This is a genomic window from Enterococcus sp. DIV0546 (assembly GCF_051712785.1).
GTDB lineage: Bacteria > Bacillota > Bacilli > Lactobacillales > Enterococcaceae > Enterococcus > Enterococcus faecalis.
This window is the reverse complement of the sequence record NZ_JBIOPO010000001.1, coordinates 2,167,979-2,185,838: the sequence shown is the minus strand read 5'-3', so window position 1 is coordinate 2,185,838 and position 17,860 is coordinate 2,167,979. Positions and strand designations below refer to the sequence as shown.

The following is a 17,860-nucleotide window of genomic DNA, read 5'->3' as shown; positions in this document are numbered from 1 at the left end:
AAAAGTATAAAACGCAAAAAAAGACCCGTCCTAATTGGGGGTAGGACGGGAAAGGAGTTAAAAATGAAAAAGTGTTTTGTTAGGGTTGTTTGTTGGTATGCTTAAATAATACAAGGAAGTTGTGAATTTTTTATGTCTATTTTTTTTCGAAAATGTAATTTTTTTCTAAAGCAATAAATTTTTTTCTTTGAAAAGGGTTTAACTAGAGAAGAAGGGGTGCGATTTTTATCATTTTAGGGTATGATAAACAAGAAAGGTTGGTGAAAGATATGTTAAATTATGAGGACTTCGAAGAAAAAACACTTCAACGTCGAGAAATTTTTAAAGGAAAGATTATTGATGTTTTTTTGGATGACGTGGCTTTACCGACAGGCGGCACTGCTAAACGCGAATTGGTTTTTCATTCAGGCGCAGTAGCTATGATTCCGTTAACCGCAGAAGGAAAAATCGTCTTAGTTAAACAATTTAGAAAACCCTTGGAACAAGTGATTTTAGAAATTCCAGCGGGAAAAATTGATCCTGGAGAAGAAAATCAACTGGAAACGACGGCTATGCGGGAATTGGAAGAAGAAACTGGGTATCGTGCAGGTCAGCTTACCTACATAAATTCAATGTATCTGTCACCAGGATTTGCTAATGAAAAATTGGCTCTCTATTTGGCAACGGATTTGCAGAAAGTCGAAAATCCGCGTCCTCAAGATGAAGATGAAATCTTGGAACTTTACGAGCTAACAATAGCTGAAGCCAAAGCAGAGGTGGCAAAAGGCACGATTTGTGATGCCAAAACACTTTTTGCTATACAATACTGGGAATTGTATTTACTGCAGAGACAGTTTAAGGAGGACACGCAATGAGCAAAGGTCCGTTAGTCACTCGGACAGAGCTTCGCAAACGCAGAGAAGCAGAAGAAAAAGAAGCGGAACGTCGTCAGCAAGAAGAGCAGAAGCTGGCGGAAAAAGCGTATAAGCGAAAAGAAAAAGAAATTTCGACGTTTTATCGTAAAGAAAAGAAAAAACAAAAACCGATCAACAAGTCACGAGTAGGAGAATACTCGAAGCGTCGAGAACGGAGTACTTGGTTAAACAAGGCAATTATTATTGTAGCGATTTTATTAGCCGTTGTGGCATATATCGTTTTGAATTTATAGAAAAGAGGAATCACTATGAAAATTGGAATTATTGGAGCAATGGATCAAGAGGTCAAAATTCTAAAAGAAAAATTGACAGACACGATGTCATGGGAACGAGCAGGCGCTTTATTTGTTTCTGGTTCGTTAGGAAGACATGAGGTGATTGTGGTTCGTTCAGGAATTGGTAAAGTGGCCTCAGCTGTGACCACGACTTTATTGATTCATCAATATGGCGTAAATATGGTGATTAATACCGGTTCTGCTGGTGGTATCGGTGAAGGACTAAAAGTCGGCGATTTAGTCATTGCAGACAAATTAGCTTACTTTGATGTTGATGTCACTGGTTTTGGTTATGCCTATGGACAATTGCCTGGTGGTGTGCCTTTGTATTTTGAAACAAGTGAATACTTGCGGATGGAAATTGCGAAAGCTGCTGAAAAAACTGGTTTAGCTATTCGTAAAGGATTGATTGTTACTGGAGATACTTTTGTGGATAGCGCTGAGAAAATCGCCAAAATTAAGAAAGAGTTTCCTGAAGCCTTAGCTTGCGAAATGGAAGGCGCAGCAATTGGCCAAGCGGCTTCACAGTTCAATATTCCATTCTTAGTTGTACGGGCAATGAGTGATACAGCAGATGGTGAAGCAACTCAAAGCTTTGACGAATTCATCGATGAAGCTGGGAAAAAATCAGCCGAAATGGTTATTCATTTTGTCGAGAACTTAGTTTAAAAAGAGAAAGAAACAGCCATCATTTCATCAATGAAATAATGGCTGTTTCTTTTTGCTTGTTGTCATTTAATGAAAGGTTTTTAAATACTGTTCTTTTTGTTTACGCGTTAATTTTTTAAAGGCGGCTTCGGCTTTGGTGGCCGCGCTACGTGTTTCAAATTTCTCTGTATGAATCATTTTGACTGGCCGTCGTTTGGCTAATCGAGTATATTTTGCACCAGTTCCGCTATTATGTTCGGTTAATCGACGTTCTGGCTCAGTTGTATAGCCACCGTAAAAGGAACCATCTTGGCAAAGTAAAACATAAAAATAATGGGATTTCTTATTCTCCATACAGCATAGCCTTCATTTCTGCTTCGTATTCGTTCTTCTCATTGTATGTAAAAAGAGGTGGTAACACACGAAAACCGTCTTTTTTGCCTTGCTTAATGCCTTCAATTAGTAAAACATTGGCTTCTTTGCCTGGCTTCGGATAAACAAACCGAGCTTTTTTCGGCGCAATATTGGCGTTTTCCATGGCATGTAAAATATCCAGGAAACGATCAGGACGATGAACCATTGCGAGGCGACCATTTGTTTTTAATAAATCCGCCGACACAGTGACCACTTCTTGAAGAGACGTGTGAATTTCATGACGGGCAATCGCTAAATACGGGTTTGGATTTTTTTGGCTAGTTGGTCGTTCTTTAAAGTATGGGGGGTTACATAGTACTAAATCCACAGAATCTTTTTTGATGACCTCTGTCGCTTGTTTTAAATCACGTTCATACATCGTTACTTGTTTTTCCAATTTATTTAATAGAATACTTCGTTGCCCCATATCTGCCAAACGAGGTTGTAATTCGATTTGGTCGATCTTTGCAGCTGTTTTCCGACTAACGAAGAGGCCAACCGCGCCATTGCCAGCACACAAATCGACAATCTTGCCTTTTTTTGGTAGTTGCGGAAAATTAGCCAATAAGACTGCATCAATGGAAAAAGAAAAGACTTCTTTGCTTTGAATAATTTGAATATCATCCGCATATAATTGATCAATCCGTTCGCCGGATAATAACATAGATTAAGAACCTCCAACTTTTCATCTGATTGTTCATGTATTATACTACTTTTAAACCCGTATGACAAAATCTGTTCACTAGATTAGTAGGAACATGTTATTTCTCTAATTGATAGACGTAAAAAAAGCTTGTCAAAAGGTAGAGCTTTCGGCATACTAGAAAGCGGAGAGAAGAAAGGAAGAAAATTATGTTTTTTACATTTATGCGTGGCGTGGTTCGCGTCATTTTATTTGTGATTAATGGAAATGCACATTATGAAAATAAAGAAAAATTACCAAAAGACCAAAACTATGTCTTAGTTGCGCCGCATCGAACATGGTGGGAACCGCTGTATTTAGCTGTTGCTGGCAGTCCTAAGAAGTTTAGCTTTATGGCAAAAAAAGAGTTGTTTAAAAATCCTGTTTTACGTTTCATTTTAAAACATGCGAATGCGTTTCCGGTGGATCGTGAGAAGCCCGGTCCCAGCGCGATTAAAACACCTGTCAAAATTTTAAAAAATTCTGATTTAAGTTTGATTATGTTCCCCAGTGGCACGCGTCATTCCTCAGAATTAAAAGGTGGGGTAGCCTTGATTGCTAAAATGGGGCGAGTACCTATCGTGCCATCTGTTTATCAAGGTCCGTTAACTTTAAAAGAGTTGTTTAAACGTAAAAAAGTAACGGTTCGTTTTGGGGAGCCAATCGATATTAGCGATATTAAAAAAATGGATAAAGATGGTTTAGCTGAAGTGGAACGTCGGATGCAAGAAGCATTTGATCAGTTAGATAAAGAAATTGATCCAACTTTTAAATATGAATCAACAGAAAAAGAATAAAACAAACCGCTATAGAATAGGAATGTTACTGGCAGGTAGTCTCATCAAAAGATGATGCTCCCTGTCTTTTTTCTTGCGTTAAGAAAAAAGTTTGTTAAAAATCTAATTCTTCTGTCCGATTTTCTTAAAAAATACCAGAAATTTGTTATAATAATAAGAAGGACTTTTTTAGGCGGTGAAAAAATGAAATTTTTACATACAGCAGATTGGCATATTGGCAAAAAATTACATGGTTTTGATTTGTTGACAGAACAAAGGGAAGCCTTTAAACAAATCTTAGCAATTGCGAAAGAAGAGCAAGTGGATGCTGTTGTAATCGCTGGAGATTTGTATGATCGCTCTGTTCCAGCAGTTGAAGCAGTCGAGATTTTTAATGAAATGATGATTCAAATGAATCTCAAAGAGCATTTCCCCGTGTTAGCTATTTCGGGAAACCATGATAGCAGCACTCGTTTAGAAACAGGAGGCCCTTGGTTTAACCAAACGCAATTTCATTTGAATACGCGTTTAGAACAAGCCTTTCAACCAATTGAAATCGACAATACCCAATTTTATTTGTTGCCTTATTTTGAACCGATTGCGGCTCGCTTATATTTTGAAGATGAAACGATTCGAACGATTCAGGCGGCGATGGAAAAAGTTGTCGCGAAAATGCAGGAATCTTTTCTTCCCAACAAAAAACAGGTGTTAGTTAGTCATTTTTTTGTCGCTGGCAGTGAAAAAACTGATTCTGAAACAAAATTAACAGTGGGTGGTTTGGATGTTGTACCGACGGCTTTGTTAGAGCCTTTTGATTACGTCGCGTTGGGCCACTTACATGGAAAAAATGCGTTGCAGGCACCTAATGCTCGATACAGTGGCTCGCCTGTAAAATTTTCTTTATCAGAAATGACACAAGAAAAGGGTGTGTGGCTTGTTGAAACAGAAACTGAAGTTCATTTTCAATTCCGTGCTTTGAAACCATTGCGAGACATTCAACAATTGACGGGCTCGTTTCAGCAGTTAACGGATCCCGCTTTTTATCAAGAAGTGAATCGGGAAAATTATTTACATGTCCAATTAACCGACCGAGCGATCATTCCCAACATGATGAATCAATTGCGAAAAATTTACCCCAAAATTATTGGGTTGGAACGTTTGAATGGTCGAGAAACAAGCAGCGGAAATCAGAAAAAAGTGGTACAAATAGAACAACGTTCACCAGAAGAACATCTGCATGACTTTTTTAACGATGTGACAGGAGAGGCCTTGACAGAACAACAAGCACAATGGGTCCAAGAAGAACTGAGTACACTTAATCAATTAGAAAGAGGGAAGTAATAGGATGAAACCATTATCTTTAACATTGAAAAACTTCGGACCGTATATTAATGAAACCATTGATTTTACGAAGTTTGAAGATTCTTCACTTTTTCTAATTAGTGGAAAAACAGGGTCTGGGAAAACAACGATTTTTGATGGAATGAGCTATGCTTTGTTTGGTGAAAGTTCTGGGAAATTACGTTTAGGCAAAGAAATGCGTTCCACATTTGCTGACCCCTCAGAAGCCACTGAAGTTACTTTGCTTTTTAAACATAACGAGTATCTCTATGAACTGAACCGCCTTCCCGAACAAGAACTTTTTAAAAAACGTGGCACAGGAGTCCGTAAACAAAGTGCCAAAATTTCTTTAATTGTCAAAGATGCTCAAGGGAAAGAACTACGAGCCTATTCTAAAAGACGCGAAGTGGACGAACTCATTCAAGAATTATTGCATTTGAATGCCAATCAATTTGCTCAAATTGTATTGTTACCACAAGGAGAGTTTCGGACTTTTTTAATTGCTAAAAGTGATGAAAAAGAAAAGGTTTTGCGTAATTTATTCGGAACAGAATTGTATCAGTTGTTCAGCGAAAATTTAAAAGAACGCTTAAAAATTGCCAATCAAGAGATTCAAGAAACCCAGCAAAAAATTGAACTGAAAACAGAACAGTTGCATTGGTCAGAAGAACCTGAACCGACAATGACACTTTTTGAAAAACTTCAATTATTAGAAAGCCAACAACAAGAGGCTCAGCAACAACTATTAGTTGAAAGAGAACAAATTGCAACCTTAAAACAAGCCAAACAAGCAAAAGAGCAAGTTCGTTATGCCATTGAAGAACGGCAAAACTTGCAACAGCAAAAAGAAGAATTACTGGAAAAGAAAGCAAAACAAGCTGAACAGGAAACCGTCATTGAGCGGCTAAAGGAACAGATTCAGCAATTAAAATGGAGCCAAAAACAGCAATCTTTAGCTGAAAAAGTCTTTGAAAAACGAAGCGAAAAACAACAAAAAGAGCAAGAAACAAAGTCCAAACAACAAGCTCTTATGGAAACGCAACAAGCATTGACAGATTGGCAAGCAATCATGAGTGAGTTGGAAGAACAACAACCATTGATTGCTGAAAAACAAGAACGTCTTCAAACGATTCAACGTCAATTACCACAATACCAAGAATATGAACAGTTAGCCCAACAACAAATAGCAGAACAAGCCAATTATCAAGCCATTCAAAAAGAGTATGAATCTTGCCAACAGGAAAAAATAACATTAGCGGATAAAGTGGCGACAGCCAAACAATTTATTGAACAAGAAGGAACACTTGAAAAAGCAAATTTTGAATGTTCTAGTGTAGCAGATCATTGGCAAAATTTTGTAGAACGTTGGCAAAAAAATCAAAAAGCTTGGCAAAAAATTAGTCAAAACCAAGGGGAATTGCACGAGTTGACACAACGGTTTGCTGTTGAACAGCAACAAAAAAGCGCCGAAGAAGCGAAGTTGCAGACAAAGAAAAGTCAATGGGCCTCTTTACAAATCCAACGATTAAGCTTGTTACTTGAAGAGGGGGAACCTTGCCCAGTTTGTGGCTCTTTAGAACATCCAAAACAACAAACTCATCAAGAAGTTTCCTTAGAAGAGATTGATCAAGCGGAACGGGAATTAACGGAAGTTGAAAAAACGGTTCAACGATTTACTGAAACGCTCTCTGCATTAGGGGCGGAAAAGCAACAGAAAGAAAGCCAATTACAAGAACAGGAAGCTGCGTATACTGAGGAACAAGAACAATTAGCAGCGCAGTTTGCTGACTTGCAGTTGCCGTTAACAGGACTAACTTTTTCACAAGTAACACCTGCAGAAATTGCGGAAGTTGAGTCGCAATTAGCTAAAGAAAAACAACAAATAGCACAAAAACTAACGGAAATTTCAGTCGAAAAGGACCATCTAGCGGAACTAGAAGAACAAGTAGCTGAAAATTCCCAACGCTTTGAAGTGCTCCGACAACAAGTAGAAACAATGCAACAAAGTCTGGAAAGAATCACTATCCAGCAGCAAATGATTGCTAGCCAATTATTGGATGCAACCGTCACATACGAAGAAATGACCAAACAACAAACTTTGCTTCAAGAAGAACTCTCTGCATTTGAACGTCAAAAAGAAAACGTGACGACACAAGGAGAAACCTTGAAGAAAGAAGAAATGATCCTTGAAAGTACGTTGACGCATTTGGAGAAAGAACAACAAACACTTCAACAAACAGTCGCACAACTTGAGAGTCAGTTAAACGCAGTTTTAACGGAACAAGGAGTGACAGAGGACCAATTGACGGAGTGGTTGAAAGAGGTACCGACACTAGAAAGTCAGCAAGAACAAATTGCTTTATTTGAACAAGAGCAAACCCAACTGACTATCCAACTCGCTGAAATTGAGAAAAAATTATCTAGTGATACGTTCCCAGAATTATCTTTAATCACCACAGAAATTGAACAAATAACACAACAAATTGAAGAACAAGAAAAAAAATACTATCAACTGCATGAAAAAATGCAAAATAACCAACAGTTGGTTCAAGAAATTAATGCGCAAAGAACAACAATTGAAGACAAGTTTGAGGAAGTTGCTGCACTACAGCAGTTGGCAGATACGGTGAATGGCAATAATCCTAAAAAAATTAGTTTTGAACGGTATATGTTACAAACGTATTTAGAAAGAGTGCTGACAGTCGCTAATCAGCGTTTAGACCGCCTGACCAATAGTCGTTATCAATTTGAATTGAATCACGAAGCAGGCAGTTATCGGAATCAAACGGGGCTAGAAATCAATATTTATGATGACAATTCAGGGACGGTACGCAGCGCTCACACGTTATCAGGCGGGGAAAGTTTTATAGCAGCGTTAGCTTTGGCACTTTCTTTAGCAGAAGTGATTCAAGAACAAGCAGGCGGAGTCTTAATTGATGCGTTGTTTATTGATGAAGGCTTTGGTTCCTTAGATGAAGAAGCATTGGAAATGGCAATGGAGGCGTTAGAAACGATTGAAAATGAAGGCCGCATGATTGGGATTATTAGTCATATTGGCGAATTAAAAGCACGAATTCCACAACAATTACAAATAAAAAGCAATGGGAATGGTCAAAGTACCGTTCACTATCAGCTAGCTTAGTAGAAGAGGAGGTGAGTCGATGAAATGGAGTATTCCAGAGCGAATCGTTGAACAAGGACGCGAATATATGCAAGAAGGCCGGGTCTTATCTATCGTTCAAAATCCAGAAAAAAGGATCTGGTTGTCTGAGGTTTTAGGGGAAGAACTTTATCTTGTTGAATTGGATGGTACCGCCAAAGAACAAGATGTTTGTGAATGTCAATATTGGATGGAACATGGCTATTGCAAGCATACAGTGGCAGTTGAACTGGCACTGAAACAACGAGGCGTGTCAAGAATTATTCAAGCGAATCAAACAGTCAGTTTTGAGAAAACAAATCGATCAACAGCTGAAATGTTTACCAAAGGCTTTGCCAAATTAAGCAAAGCTTCTGCCGAAGTTCCCTTGCAGCCTTTACGTTTAGAATTTCATTTAGATGTGATCGAAACGAATAATTACTATCCAGAATTATCAACGATTGGTCTTTCTTTAAAAATTGGTTTGGAAGGCACCAAACCTAAAACATATATTGTGAAAAATATTGGTGATTTTTTACAAGCATATGAAAAAGAAATGACTTTTATGGTGAATAAACAACACCAATTTACTTTGCTACATGATTCTTTTTCAATGGAGATTCAAGAAATTTTAACAGAACTTGCGGCAATTTATCATACCAGCCAATTATTAGGTGCAAACGGTATTCAAGTTAAAGGGAAAATCGACAAACGTTATCTATTATTACCAATTGATCGCAGTCAATCGTTAGTTGAAAAAATGAATCGAACGGGTCAGTTTATATTGACCAATCAAACTCATAAGTATCGCTATCTAACGTTTAAAGAAACCAGTTTGCCACTTACGTTTACAGTGCAAAAAAACGAGGAACAAAGCTTCAAATTAACTATTCAGAATCCTATTACAACGTTTCTAGCCCACTATCACTGGGCGATTTCGGATCAAACGGTTTATTTACTAACAGAAGAGCAGGAAGCCATCTACACCACGTTACTTCAATTAATGAAACGCTTGGAAGAGCCGTCAATTATTTATGAAAAAGAAACAGTTTCTGATTTATTTAGTGAAGTGTTACCATTATTGGAAAAAATTGGTCGAGTGTCTATTGAAGAATCAGTTGAAGAATTAGTCGTCCATCATCCTTTAAAAGCAGTCTTTATTTTTAAGAAAATTAAAGGTCGGATTAACGCTCGGATTGACTATCACTATGGAGAAGTCATTTTCTCGACAAACCCGAAATATGCTCAATTACCTGAAGTTAATCAAGAAATCGTTCGAGATAAAGCAAAAGAAACAGCAATTAAGCAGCAATTTCAACAGTTTGCCTATCAGCAAACAACCACAGGCTTTGAAAAAGTCTTACCTGCTGGAGAGTCCTTGTATTATTTCTTTAAAGCCGAGGTTCCAGCTTTCCGTCAATTAGGAGAAGTTCGGATGGGACGGAAATTACGGGAATTGTATTTAGATGCCCAGCATCATCAACCAACGATTGAAGTTGCGGAAGGGGATTCTTGGTTAGATATTCGGTTTGATGTCACTGGCATTGATGAAACCGAAATCGATGCAGTATTGACTAGTCTGCTACGTAATGATGCTTTTTATACGTTAAAAAGTGGTGAAATTCTTGCTTTTGACTCAGAGGAATTTTTCCATACAAGTGCAATTTTAACGAAGCTGCGAAAAAATATGCATCAAGAAGATAATGTCATTCATGTGCCCAAAAACCAAGGCCTCATGATCGAAAGTTTATTAGAAGACAACGAGCGGGCACATTTTTCAGATTCCTTTAAAAAAATGGTTACGGATTTAACACATCCGGAAAACTTTGAAGCGCAAGTCCCAAAATCTTTACAAGCAACGTTACGCCATTACCAAGAAACAGGGTATAAATGGCTGAAAATGCTTAGCCATTATCAATTTGGCGGTATTTTAGCTGATGAAATGGGTTTAGGGAAGACACTGCAAACCATTACCTATTTACTTTCGGAAAAAGAAGAAGAGCGCTTGAAAGGGACAGCTTTGATTGTCGCACCTGCAAGTTTAACCTATAACTGGTTAGCCGAAGTCAAACGTTTTGCGCCAACCTTAAATGTTCAAGTGGTTTCTGGCAACCGCCAAGAACGAGCAGCGCTTTTACAAAATAGCACCGAAGATATTCTGATTACTTCTTATGCAAGTATGCGACAAGATGTTCAGCTTTATCAGGAAATGCGTGTCGGCTATTTGATTCTAGATGAGGCCCAAATGGTTAAAAATAGTGGGACCAAAACGGCGCAAGCCTTAAAAAGTTTAAAAGTACCCCAACGTTTTGCATTAAGTGGCACACCAATTGAAAATAATTTAGATGAACTGTGGTCAATTTTCCAAATGATCTTACCGGGATTGTTCCCAGGCAAAAAAGCCTTTCGAGAAATTAAGCCAGAAGAAATTGCCAAAATGATTCAACCATTCATTTTACGACGAGACAAGAAAACGGTGCTCGCAGACTTACCAGAAAAAATTGAAAATAATATGTACAGTGTCTTAACAGAAGAACAAAAAACGGTTTATTTGGCCTATCTAAAACAAATGCAAGCAGATGTTAGTCAAATGGATCAGGCGACCTTCAAGAAAAATCGCATGAGTATTTTAGCAGGCTTGACCCGTTTACGACAAATCTGTTGCGATCCGCGTTTGTTTATTGAGGATTACACGGGAGGTTCTGGCAAAGTGGAACAAGTCAAAGACTTTTTAGTGGCTGCGAAAGAAAACAATCGTCGTGTCCTATTATTTTCTCAGTTCACAAGCATGCTTTCTATCTTAGAAAAAGAATTGAATGAATTAGGCTTAGAGACGTTTTATTTACGAGGAAGTACGAAGCCTCAAGATCGGTTAACGATGGCGAATGCCTTCAATGAAGGAGAAAAAGATGTCTTCTTAATTTCATTGAAAGCAGGGGGAACCGGACTAAATTTAACTGGTGCAGATACAGTTATTTTATACGATTTATGGTGGAATCCCGCAGTCGAAGAACAAGCGGCTGGTCGGGCGCACCGCATGGGACAAAAAAAGGTTGTTGAAGTGTGGCGGATGATTGCAGAAGGAACGGTTGAAGAAAAAATGAATTCCTTACAGCAAGAAAAACGCGAGCTGTTCCAAAAAGTGATTCAAGGAAATGAAGAGCAATTAGCGAAAATGACGGAAGAAGATATTCGCACAATTTTAAGCATTGGGGAATAACCGTTCAACTTAGTTGCTATCTTATTTAAAGAGAAATGGAGTAATTCGTTTGAAACAAAAAGAATATATGGAATATCGGCCGCTAGGTGAAGAAATTGAACGGATTCGTAAAGGGAAAAATATTCCTCTGCGTGTCTTTGATGAAAATGGTGTTTCTAGTCGAAGTTATCAACGCTTTGTCCAAGGAAATAGTGAATTGCGTATTTCGGATTTAGCCATTATTGTCGAAATCTTGTCTATTTCGCCGATGGAAATGACAGAAAAATTAACGCCAATGTCCAAAACAGTTTTAGCTAAGGAGCAGTTTAATCAAGCAATCTTTAGTAAAAATTTTCAAGAAAGTAGTCGAATCGTTGCAGATTATCGGGCGTATTATGAGAAATCGTCTTTTGCTTTAGGAAAGCAAGAGGTAATGTATTCGATGTTGGCGTTGGAATATCTTTTTAACCCTCAAACAGTTGTGACAAAAGAAGAGATTATTGCATTAGAAAATCAGATTCTGGAACGATTAATTAATGCCGATGTGTATACTATTTTTAATTTGAAATTTTTAGCATTACAAAAAAACGTTGGCTTGCAGCCGTTTCCAACTTCGTTACTTTTTCGTGTACTACAATCTGTCAATGAGCGGGAAATTATTGATATTCGCTCGCTAGAAATTATCGAGCAAGTAATTATTGATTTTTTATTTGCGGCGATTGTCAGCCAAAATGTTCCCCATATTCTTCATGTATTAAGCATGTTTAAAGAATATGAAGTGGGTGAAAATAACTGGCGAATGATCCTCTGGAAAAAAATAGCAGAAAAAATAGAAATGATTTTAACCAATGAAGAAATATTTGCAGATTGGGCAATCTTTAAAGAACAAATCCTTTTATCTATCACATTGTTTTTACCAAAAGCCAAACAAGAATTTTTTGCTGGGCAATTGGAAAAAATAGAGGATAGTTTAAAAGAAATAAAAGAAAATTAGGCATAATTGAGAATTTGTCATAATAAATTCTGGTTGTGTTTAGCGACAAAGAGCGCCAAATAGGGGTAGAAAACCCTATTTGGCGCTCTTTGTCTTGTCTATACAAATTAATTTGGACAGTTTGTCGTAATTGAACCCATTTTCAGTTGATATTCACTATAATTAAGAAAATATCAGGAGGTGAAGTTTATGAAAAAAATGTGCATCTCCGCAGTTAGTGCCTTACTTTTGGGTAATAGTTTGCTACTTCCTGTAACAACTTTCGCCGAAACGACCGAAACAATCGCATCCTCCAGTGAAGAAAATGTTTCATCTGTTTCAGAAGAAAAGATTCCAGAAACTTCATCAGCAGAAGAGCAAAATTCAGCAACCAGTAGTTCGGAGATTCCCCAATCAGAAGAGTTAACGACTGTTGAAACAAGTGAAGAGCCGCCAAATGAAGCACTAGCGATAACGGAAGCACAACTGATGATGCCCCAATTATACGCAGGTGCTGTCTTAGATAAAGCGACGCCTATCAGTACACTATTTCCTGATCCAGCCTTTGCGGAAAATATCAGAAAACAGTTAAGCAAATCTCGGACCTCTAATACTGTCACCCAAGCAGAATTGGATAAACTGAATAAAGTTATTTTAGAAAATGTCGTTGTTTCTAATGTGGAAGGAGTTCAATACCTAAGAAACTTAGAAGAATTATCTTTTCAAGATTCACTCAATGTAACAGATTTGAGTCCTTTTGCTAAAGGTGAATTTAAGCTATTACGTTTTTTATATATGAGAAACAATAAAATAGCTGATCTTAGTCCGTTAGGTCAAGCAGGATTAATTAGTTTAGAAGGCTTGTATGTTGAGAACAATCAATTAACGACATTAAATGGACTTGAAGGAATGCCTGCTTTAAAAAATTTAAGTATCCAAAATACGACAGATCATCCGTCAAAAATCACGCCGAATAATCGAGTGACTTCCTTCGACCCGCTTCGTTCTCTTCGTAATTTAGAAACCATTTGGGCTGCCAATAATCAGATTGCTACTTTAGATGGGCTTACGGAAGCAAATAACCTACTCCGTCTTTATGTGGAAAATAATCAATTAAAAACAATTGCGCCCTTGGCGAATAAACAACGTCTAGAAGAGTTGAGTATTATGAATCAAACGATTACTAGTCTGGAAGCTTTAAGCACTGTTCCTAATCTGCGTGTACTGTATGCAAGAAACAATCAAATTTCTTCCTTGGCGCCGTTAGAGAAAACACTCAATCTAACAGTTTTAGATGTGGGAGAAAATCAAATTTCAGATATCAGTCCGTTAAAAGGCTTAACGGCCATTACAGGGTTAGATGTATCTAATCAAATGATTATCTTATCTTCTGTCGATTATATTGCTGGGAAACCCCTGCAATTAAAAAATAAGGTGGTATCTCGTGATGGTCAACTATTTCCACCGCTGACGATTAGCCCTTATGGAAGTTACGATGCTACAAAAGGACTGTTTGAATGGAATTTACCCAAAGCTCATGAAGGCGTTTCTTATATCTGGGAATCAACAGATAAAGCATACTTGGGGAATTTTTCTGGAACGGTCGTCCAACCTGTCAAAGAAGTTTTCTTAAGTGAAACGAAACTATCTTGGTCAAAAGAGCGTATAGAAAAGTCGTTGGAAAAAACAATCGATATTGATGACTTTCAAAAAACAGCCCTGCCTTTTTATTGGCAAGATGTCGATGCTGGGAATAGATTACAATTTATTGTCAAAAAAGAGGGCCAAGAAATCCAGAAATTAGCAGATGAAACAACCACTAATTCTAAAACATTTAAGGAAAAAGCCTTGTTATTACCAGAACTAACTTATGGAAAACAGCAGTTGGTCGTGGAAGTCTATGATAAAGGCTACAAGATTGATGAATTAGCGCTAACAGTCACTGTGGTTGGCTCTGTCAGGTTCAAAACGGTACCAACAGCGATTTCCTTTGGGAATGAGCTGCAAATCGCTAGTAGTACGACCCAATATCCAATTGTTTCCATGGATCAACCATTAGTGATACGAGATACTCGTCAAACGGGGAATAATTGGTCGCTTGCACTAACCGTTACTTCTGATTTCAAATCTGAATCAGGTGCTACATTGCCAAATGTTTTAAAATTTAGAACCAACCATCGCTTACAGGACATTCCAGAAGGCCAATCGATTCTTGTTCACAACCAAGTCAATGGACACCAAGAAACAAATATTTCTGATCAATGGAAAGAAAATGACCAAGAGTTGTTATTATCTGTTCCTGGAGGGACGGCCAAAGCAGAAGAATACGAAGCAAAACTAACTTGGCACTTGATGGACGTACCTGATGGCAGTGCAAAATAGGGGGTGAGTCTTATCAAAAAAATAGTTAGCGGCGTATTGCTATTAGGATTGATTTCATCAGTTGATGTATTTGCTGAAACAAATGCCTATCCGACAAATGCAGAAGTTTCTTTTTATGGCGAGTATGAGCCACCAGCCAACAAAGAAAAACCAGATGGTAAGATACCACAGCGTTTCCCCAAGCAGTCGGAAGCAATACCAGCAGTGAGTGGAGAATCATTGAAGCATTCAACAAGTAAAACGGTTGATCAAAAAGGCTCAGGCTTCTTACCTCGAACTGGTACTAAACAGCAACAAATGTTTAATTATCTCGGAATAATAGTCATCTTTATGGCTAGTTTTATTTTAAAAAAAAGAAAGAAGGAACAATAAAATGAAAAAAATTATCTTATCAACAATCCCCGCTATCACTTTAGGCGTGGCTATTGCACCAGAAGTGAATGCAGAAGAAAAAAACTATGAATCAAATGCCATCGTAGAATTTACACCGGATGCCTCTATCAACAAACCTGTCGATCCAGTGAATCCAGATACCGAAAAACCTGTTGAACCCTTTGATCCAACGACACCAGACACAGGCAATAAGCCAAATGAAGGAACAACTGGTCCACTAAGTATCGATTATGCTTCTAGTTTAGACTTTGGCAAAAATAAAATTTCAAATAAAGATGAAAAATATTATGCAAATCCACAATACTTTTTCTTGGCAGACGGTTCTGGTCCTGATTTGACTAATCCTAAACCAAATTATGTACAAATTTCCGACAAACGCGGAACGAATGCCGGTTGGGCCTTAACAGTTAAACAAGAAACACAATTAACAGCGACAAAAGAAACATTAAATAAAGTTTTAGACGGTTCAGAAATTAAATTAAGTCAAAACAAAGCAGTGTCTAATTCCAAAGCAGTCACACCAACTGCGCATGAAGTAACTTTAGTAGCTGGCGATTCATCAAATGTGATGTCTGCCGCTGAAGGTCAAGGTTCTGGAACTTGGCTTAGTGCGTTCGGTGGGATTGAAAAAGTGGAAGTTGACGGTGAAAGCGTAGATAAAAATACAGCGATCACATTAACTGTACCAGGAGCAACACCAAAAGATACGATTTAGTGTTGAAACAGAAATTCCAGAAAACCAAATAGATAAAACAAAAACATATTTTGATTTAATGATGAAACCAGACCAAGAACAAATTTTGAAAGTTCGAGCGGCCAATAGTACAGATGAAAATTTAGTGATTGATGTTAGTGTGAAGTCGGCCACAACAAACAGCAACGGAGTGATTGAATATGGTGAGTCGTTGACAGCTTTAGATAAATCTGCACCAGCAGATTTATCAGAAATCATTCAACTGAAAGACGGCGGTGAGAGTGTTGAATTGCCTGCTAAAAGTGAAAAAGTAGTTGAATTGCGAGTGAAGATGCCGAAAGAAGAGTTTTCAGGGCAACTAGCGGGCGGGATCACGTTTAGTGAAAAAGTCGATGAAACGAAAGACAAGCAAAAAGAAAATACAAACGGCTTAGCAATTGAAAATCGCTATGCCTATACAGTAGCTGTTTTACTTCGAGAAAATGAAACAGTTGTGCAACCTGAATTGTCTTTGGAGAAAGTTGAACCGACGCAAAGAAATGCGCGCAGTGTTATTTCTGCAACACTGCTAAACCATGAAGCAGCCTATCTTCAATCAATGAAAGTAACGGCAAATGTTAAAAATAAGAAAACAAATAACGTTATTTTAGAGAAAGAACAAGAAGATATGCAAATGGCGCCCAATTCAATTTTTAATTTCCCTATTCCTTATGAAGAAAATGAAATGGAAGCTGGGACGTATGTATTGGCAATGACTGTGGAAGGCTCAGGAAAAAAATGGCAATTTACGAAAGAATTTACGATCTCAAAAGAGGAAGCAAAAACATTTAATGAGAAAGATGTAACCGTCAAAAAAACGGAATCTAAACTTATTTATCTCTTAATCGGTTTATTGATCCTTTTATTGATAATCTGTCTGTTCATCATTTTACGTCTGAAAAAACAAAAAAATAAATAAAAAAAAGCCGCTCTTCAAATTGAAGAACGGCTTTTTTTAAAGATTAAATAATTTCTCCACAGTCGGACAAAGTTCGGTGAAACAAGTGACTTCTGCAAGGTGTGATGCAGGTTGGCAACTTGGTAGTTCTCGAGAGCGGTGGTTAAACCAAAGAGAATGCCAGCCACCATTACGTGCGCCTACAATATCATTGTCATAACTATCACCAACATATAAAGTATGTTCAGGTTCCATACAAAATTGATTACAGGCTAAATCAAAAATTTCCTTTTCAGGTTTTTGGAAACCCGTACTTTGAGAAATAATGATATTTTGGCTTGGAACCCATTTTTCAAGATTCAATTGTTTAACTTTTTTAAATTGATGGTCTGTTGGACCATTTGTAATAATCCCCATCGGAATTTCTTTCTCTTGTAAAGTATCAAGAAGCTTAGTAACTTCTGGATGCATCGTAATATTATCCAATTCTTCTTCATAAACTTGTTGGAAAATTTTTCCTTCTTCTTGTGAAATTCCTGGATAGTTTAGATCCTTTAATGTTTCATTCATCCGGAAAAACCGCATGAAATCTAGGGACCATTCATTGGCTAAAACTTTCGGAAACGTTTCATCGCTGTGGTGTCTAAAACGAAGATACAATTCATGCATATCCTCTGTCGCAACGTTTGGGAAAATTTTAGTCATCGCATTTCGAAAGGGTTGTTGCTGATCGTACAGCGTGTCATCAACATCAAAAACAATGGTTCTCATTTAACAAGTGCACCTCTTAACTTTTTTACAAAACTTTTCATATGTTATATTGTAGCTGATATTTTCACAAATAAATAGAGTATTTTTCACTGTATTTCAAGGTTTTTCGCAGAAATCAAAGCCTTGCGGGAAAAGACAATTATAGTTATTTTTACCGAAAAAATGGAAACGATAAATGAAAAAATATTCTGATAATGAAAAGTTTGTGAAAATGATTTTGAGTCAAAGTTACTTAAATAACACGTGTTCTGATAGAAGTTAGAATTTTGCAAGAGACAGTCTTTTTCCGTATAATGAGTGAGAATGAAGGGGGAGAGTTAGG

Annotated in this window: 14 protein-coding genes and 1 pseudogene; 12 read left to right on the top strand and 3 right to left on the bottom strand. The window is 37.5% G+C overall.

Features of this window, described 5'->3' with window-relative positions; all coding sequences use genetic code 11:
- Positions 1-269 precede the first annotated feature (269 nt).
- Genes IGJ24_RS10545 through IGJ24_RS10535 form a run of 3 tightly spaced genes read left to right on the top strand, consistent with a single transcriptional unit; the run spans position 270 to position 1,858 of the window.
- Positions 270-854, top strand: a complete 585-nt coding sequence (locus IGJ24_RS10545) for an NUDIX hydrolase (RefSeq protein ID WP_002356449.1) — start codon at positions 270-272, stop codon at positions 852-854.
- A complete protein-coding gene (macP, locus tag IGJ24_RS10540) occupies positions 851-1,147 on the top strand; it encodes a cell wall synthase accessory phosphoprotein MacP (RefSeq protein ID WP_002356451.1) in 297 nt (98 codons plus the stop codon). The genes IGJ24_RS10545 and macP overlap by 4 nt, the downstream gene beginning before the upstream one ends.
- 15 nt (positions 1,148-1,162) lie before the next feature.
- Positions 1,163-1,858, top strand: a complete 696-nt coding sequence (locus IGJ24_RS10535) for a 5'-methylthioadenosine/adenosylhomocysteine nucleosidase (RefSeq protein WP_002356454.1) — start codon at positions 1,163-1,165, stop codon at positions 1,856-1,858.
- A 66-nt stretch (positions 1,859-1,924) separates the two neighbouring features.
- Here the strand turns inward: IGJ24_RS10535 and IGJ24_RS10530 are convergent, their stop codons facing one another.
- Entirely contained in the window at positions 1,925-2,191 is a 267-nt protein-coding gene (locus IGJ24_RS10530; protein WP_002356455.1) for a GIY-YIG nuclease family protein, read from the bottom strand.
- On the bottom strand, positions 2,181-2,915 hold the full coding sequence (locus IGJ24_RS10525) for a tRNA1(Val) (adenine(37)-N6)-methyltransferase (RefSeq protein WP_108120143.1): 735 nt from the start codon (positions 2,913-2,915) through the stop codon (positions 2,181-2,183). The genes IGJ24_RS10530 and IGJ24_RS10525 overlap by 11 nt, the downstream gene beginning before the upstream one ends.
- 188 nt (positions 2,916-3,103) lie before the next feature.
- Here IGJ24_RS10525 and IGJ24_RS10520 point away from each other — a divergent pair, with 188 nt between their 5' ends.
- The 9 genes and pseudogenes from IGJ24_RS10520 to elrE all read left to right on the top strand — a co-directional run.
- On the top strand, positions 3,104-3,730 hold the full coding sequence (locus IGJ24_RS10520; RefSeq protein ID WP_002356461.1) for a lysophospholipid acyltransferase family protein: 627 nt from the start codon (positions 3,104-3,106) through the stop codon (positions 3,728-3,730).
- 51 nt (positions 3,731-3,781) lie between these two features.
- Positions 3,782-5,050 (top strand): exonuclease SbcCD subunit D, encoded by a 1,269-nt coding sequence (locus tag IGJ24_RS10515; RefSeq protein WP_438775403.1) that lies wholly within the window; start codon positions 3,782-3,784, stop codon positions 5,048-5,050.
- Positions 5,051-5,054: 4 nt separating this feature from the next.
- Entirely contained in the window at positions 5,055-8,192 is a 3,138-nt protein-coding gene (locus tag IGJ24_RS10510) for an SbcC/MukB-like Walker B domain-containing protein (protein ID WP_173968762.1), read from the top strand.
- A gap of 19 nt (positions 8,193-8,211) precedes the next feature.
- Positions 8,212-11,409 (top strand): DEAD/DEAH box helicase, encoded by a 3,198-nt coding sequence (locus tag IGJ24_RS10505; protein WP_002415310.1) that lies wholly within the window; start codon positions 8,212-8,214, stop codon positions 11,407-11,409.
- 67 nt (positions 11,410-11,476) lie between these two features.
- Entirely contained in the window at positions 11,477-12,382 is a 906-nt protein-coding gene (elrR, locus tag IGJ24_RS10500) for an Rgg family transcriptional regulator ElrR (protein ID WP_289865647.1), read from the top strand.
- Positions 12,383-12,571: 189 nt separating this feature from the next.
- The gene (gene elrA, locus IGJ24_RS10495) at positions 12,572-14,743 is read left to right on the top strand and encodes an enterococcal leucine-rich protein ElrA (protein WP_252654344.1); all 2,172 of its coding nucleotides are present in this window, start codon (positions 12,572-12,574) and stop codon (positions 14,741-14,743) included.
- A gap of 3 nt (positions 14,744-14,746) precedes the next feature.
- Complete coding sequence (gene elrB, locus IGJ24_RS10490) at positions 14,747-15,115, top strand: LPXTG anchor domain-containing protein ElrB (protein WP_002356469.1); 369 nt, start codon at positions 14,747-14,749, stop codon at positions 15,113-15,115.
- 1 nt (position 15,116) lies between these two features.
- Entirely contained in the window at positions 15,117-15,851 is a 735-nt protein-coding gene (elrC, locus tag IGJ24_RS10485; protein ID WP_289865619.1) for a WxL domain-containing protein ElrC, read from the top strand.
- Positions 15,838-16,788 (top strand): annotated as a pseudogene (elrE, locus tag IGJ24_RS10480) (transmembrane protein ElrE); the annotation flags it as partial. The gene elrC and the pseudogene elrE, both read left to right, overlap by 14 nt.
- A gap of 36 nt (positions 16,789-16,824) precedes the next feature.
- Here elrE and IGJ24_RS10475 read toward each other — a convergent pair.
- Positions 16,825-17,538, bottom strand: a complete 714-nt coding sequence (locus tag IGJ24_RS10475) for an HAD family hydrolase (RefSeq protein ID WP_002356474.1) — start codon at positions 17,536-17,538, stop codon at positions 16,825-16,827.
- Positions 17,539-17,860 lie beyond the last annotated feature (322 nt).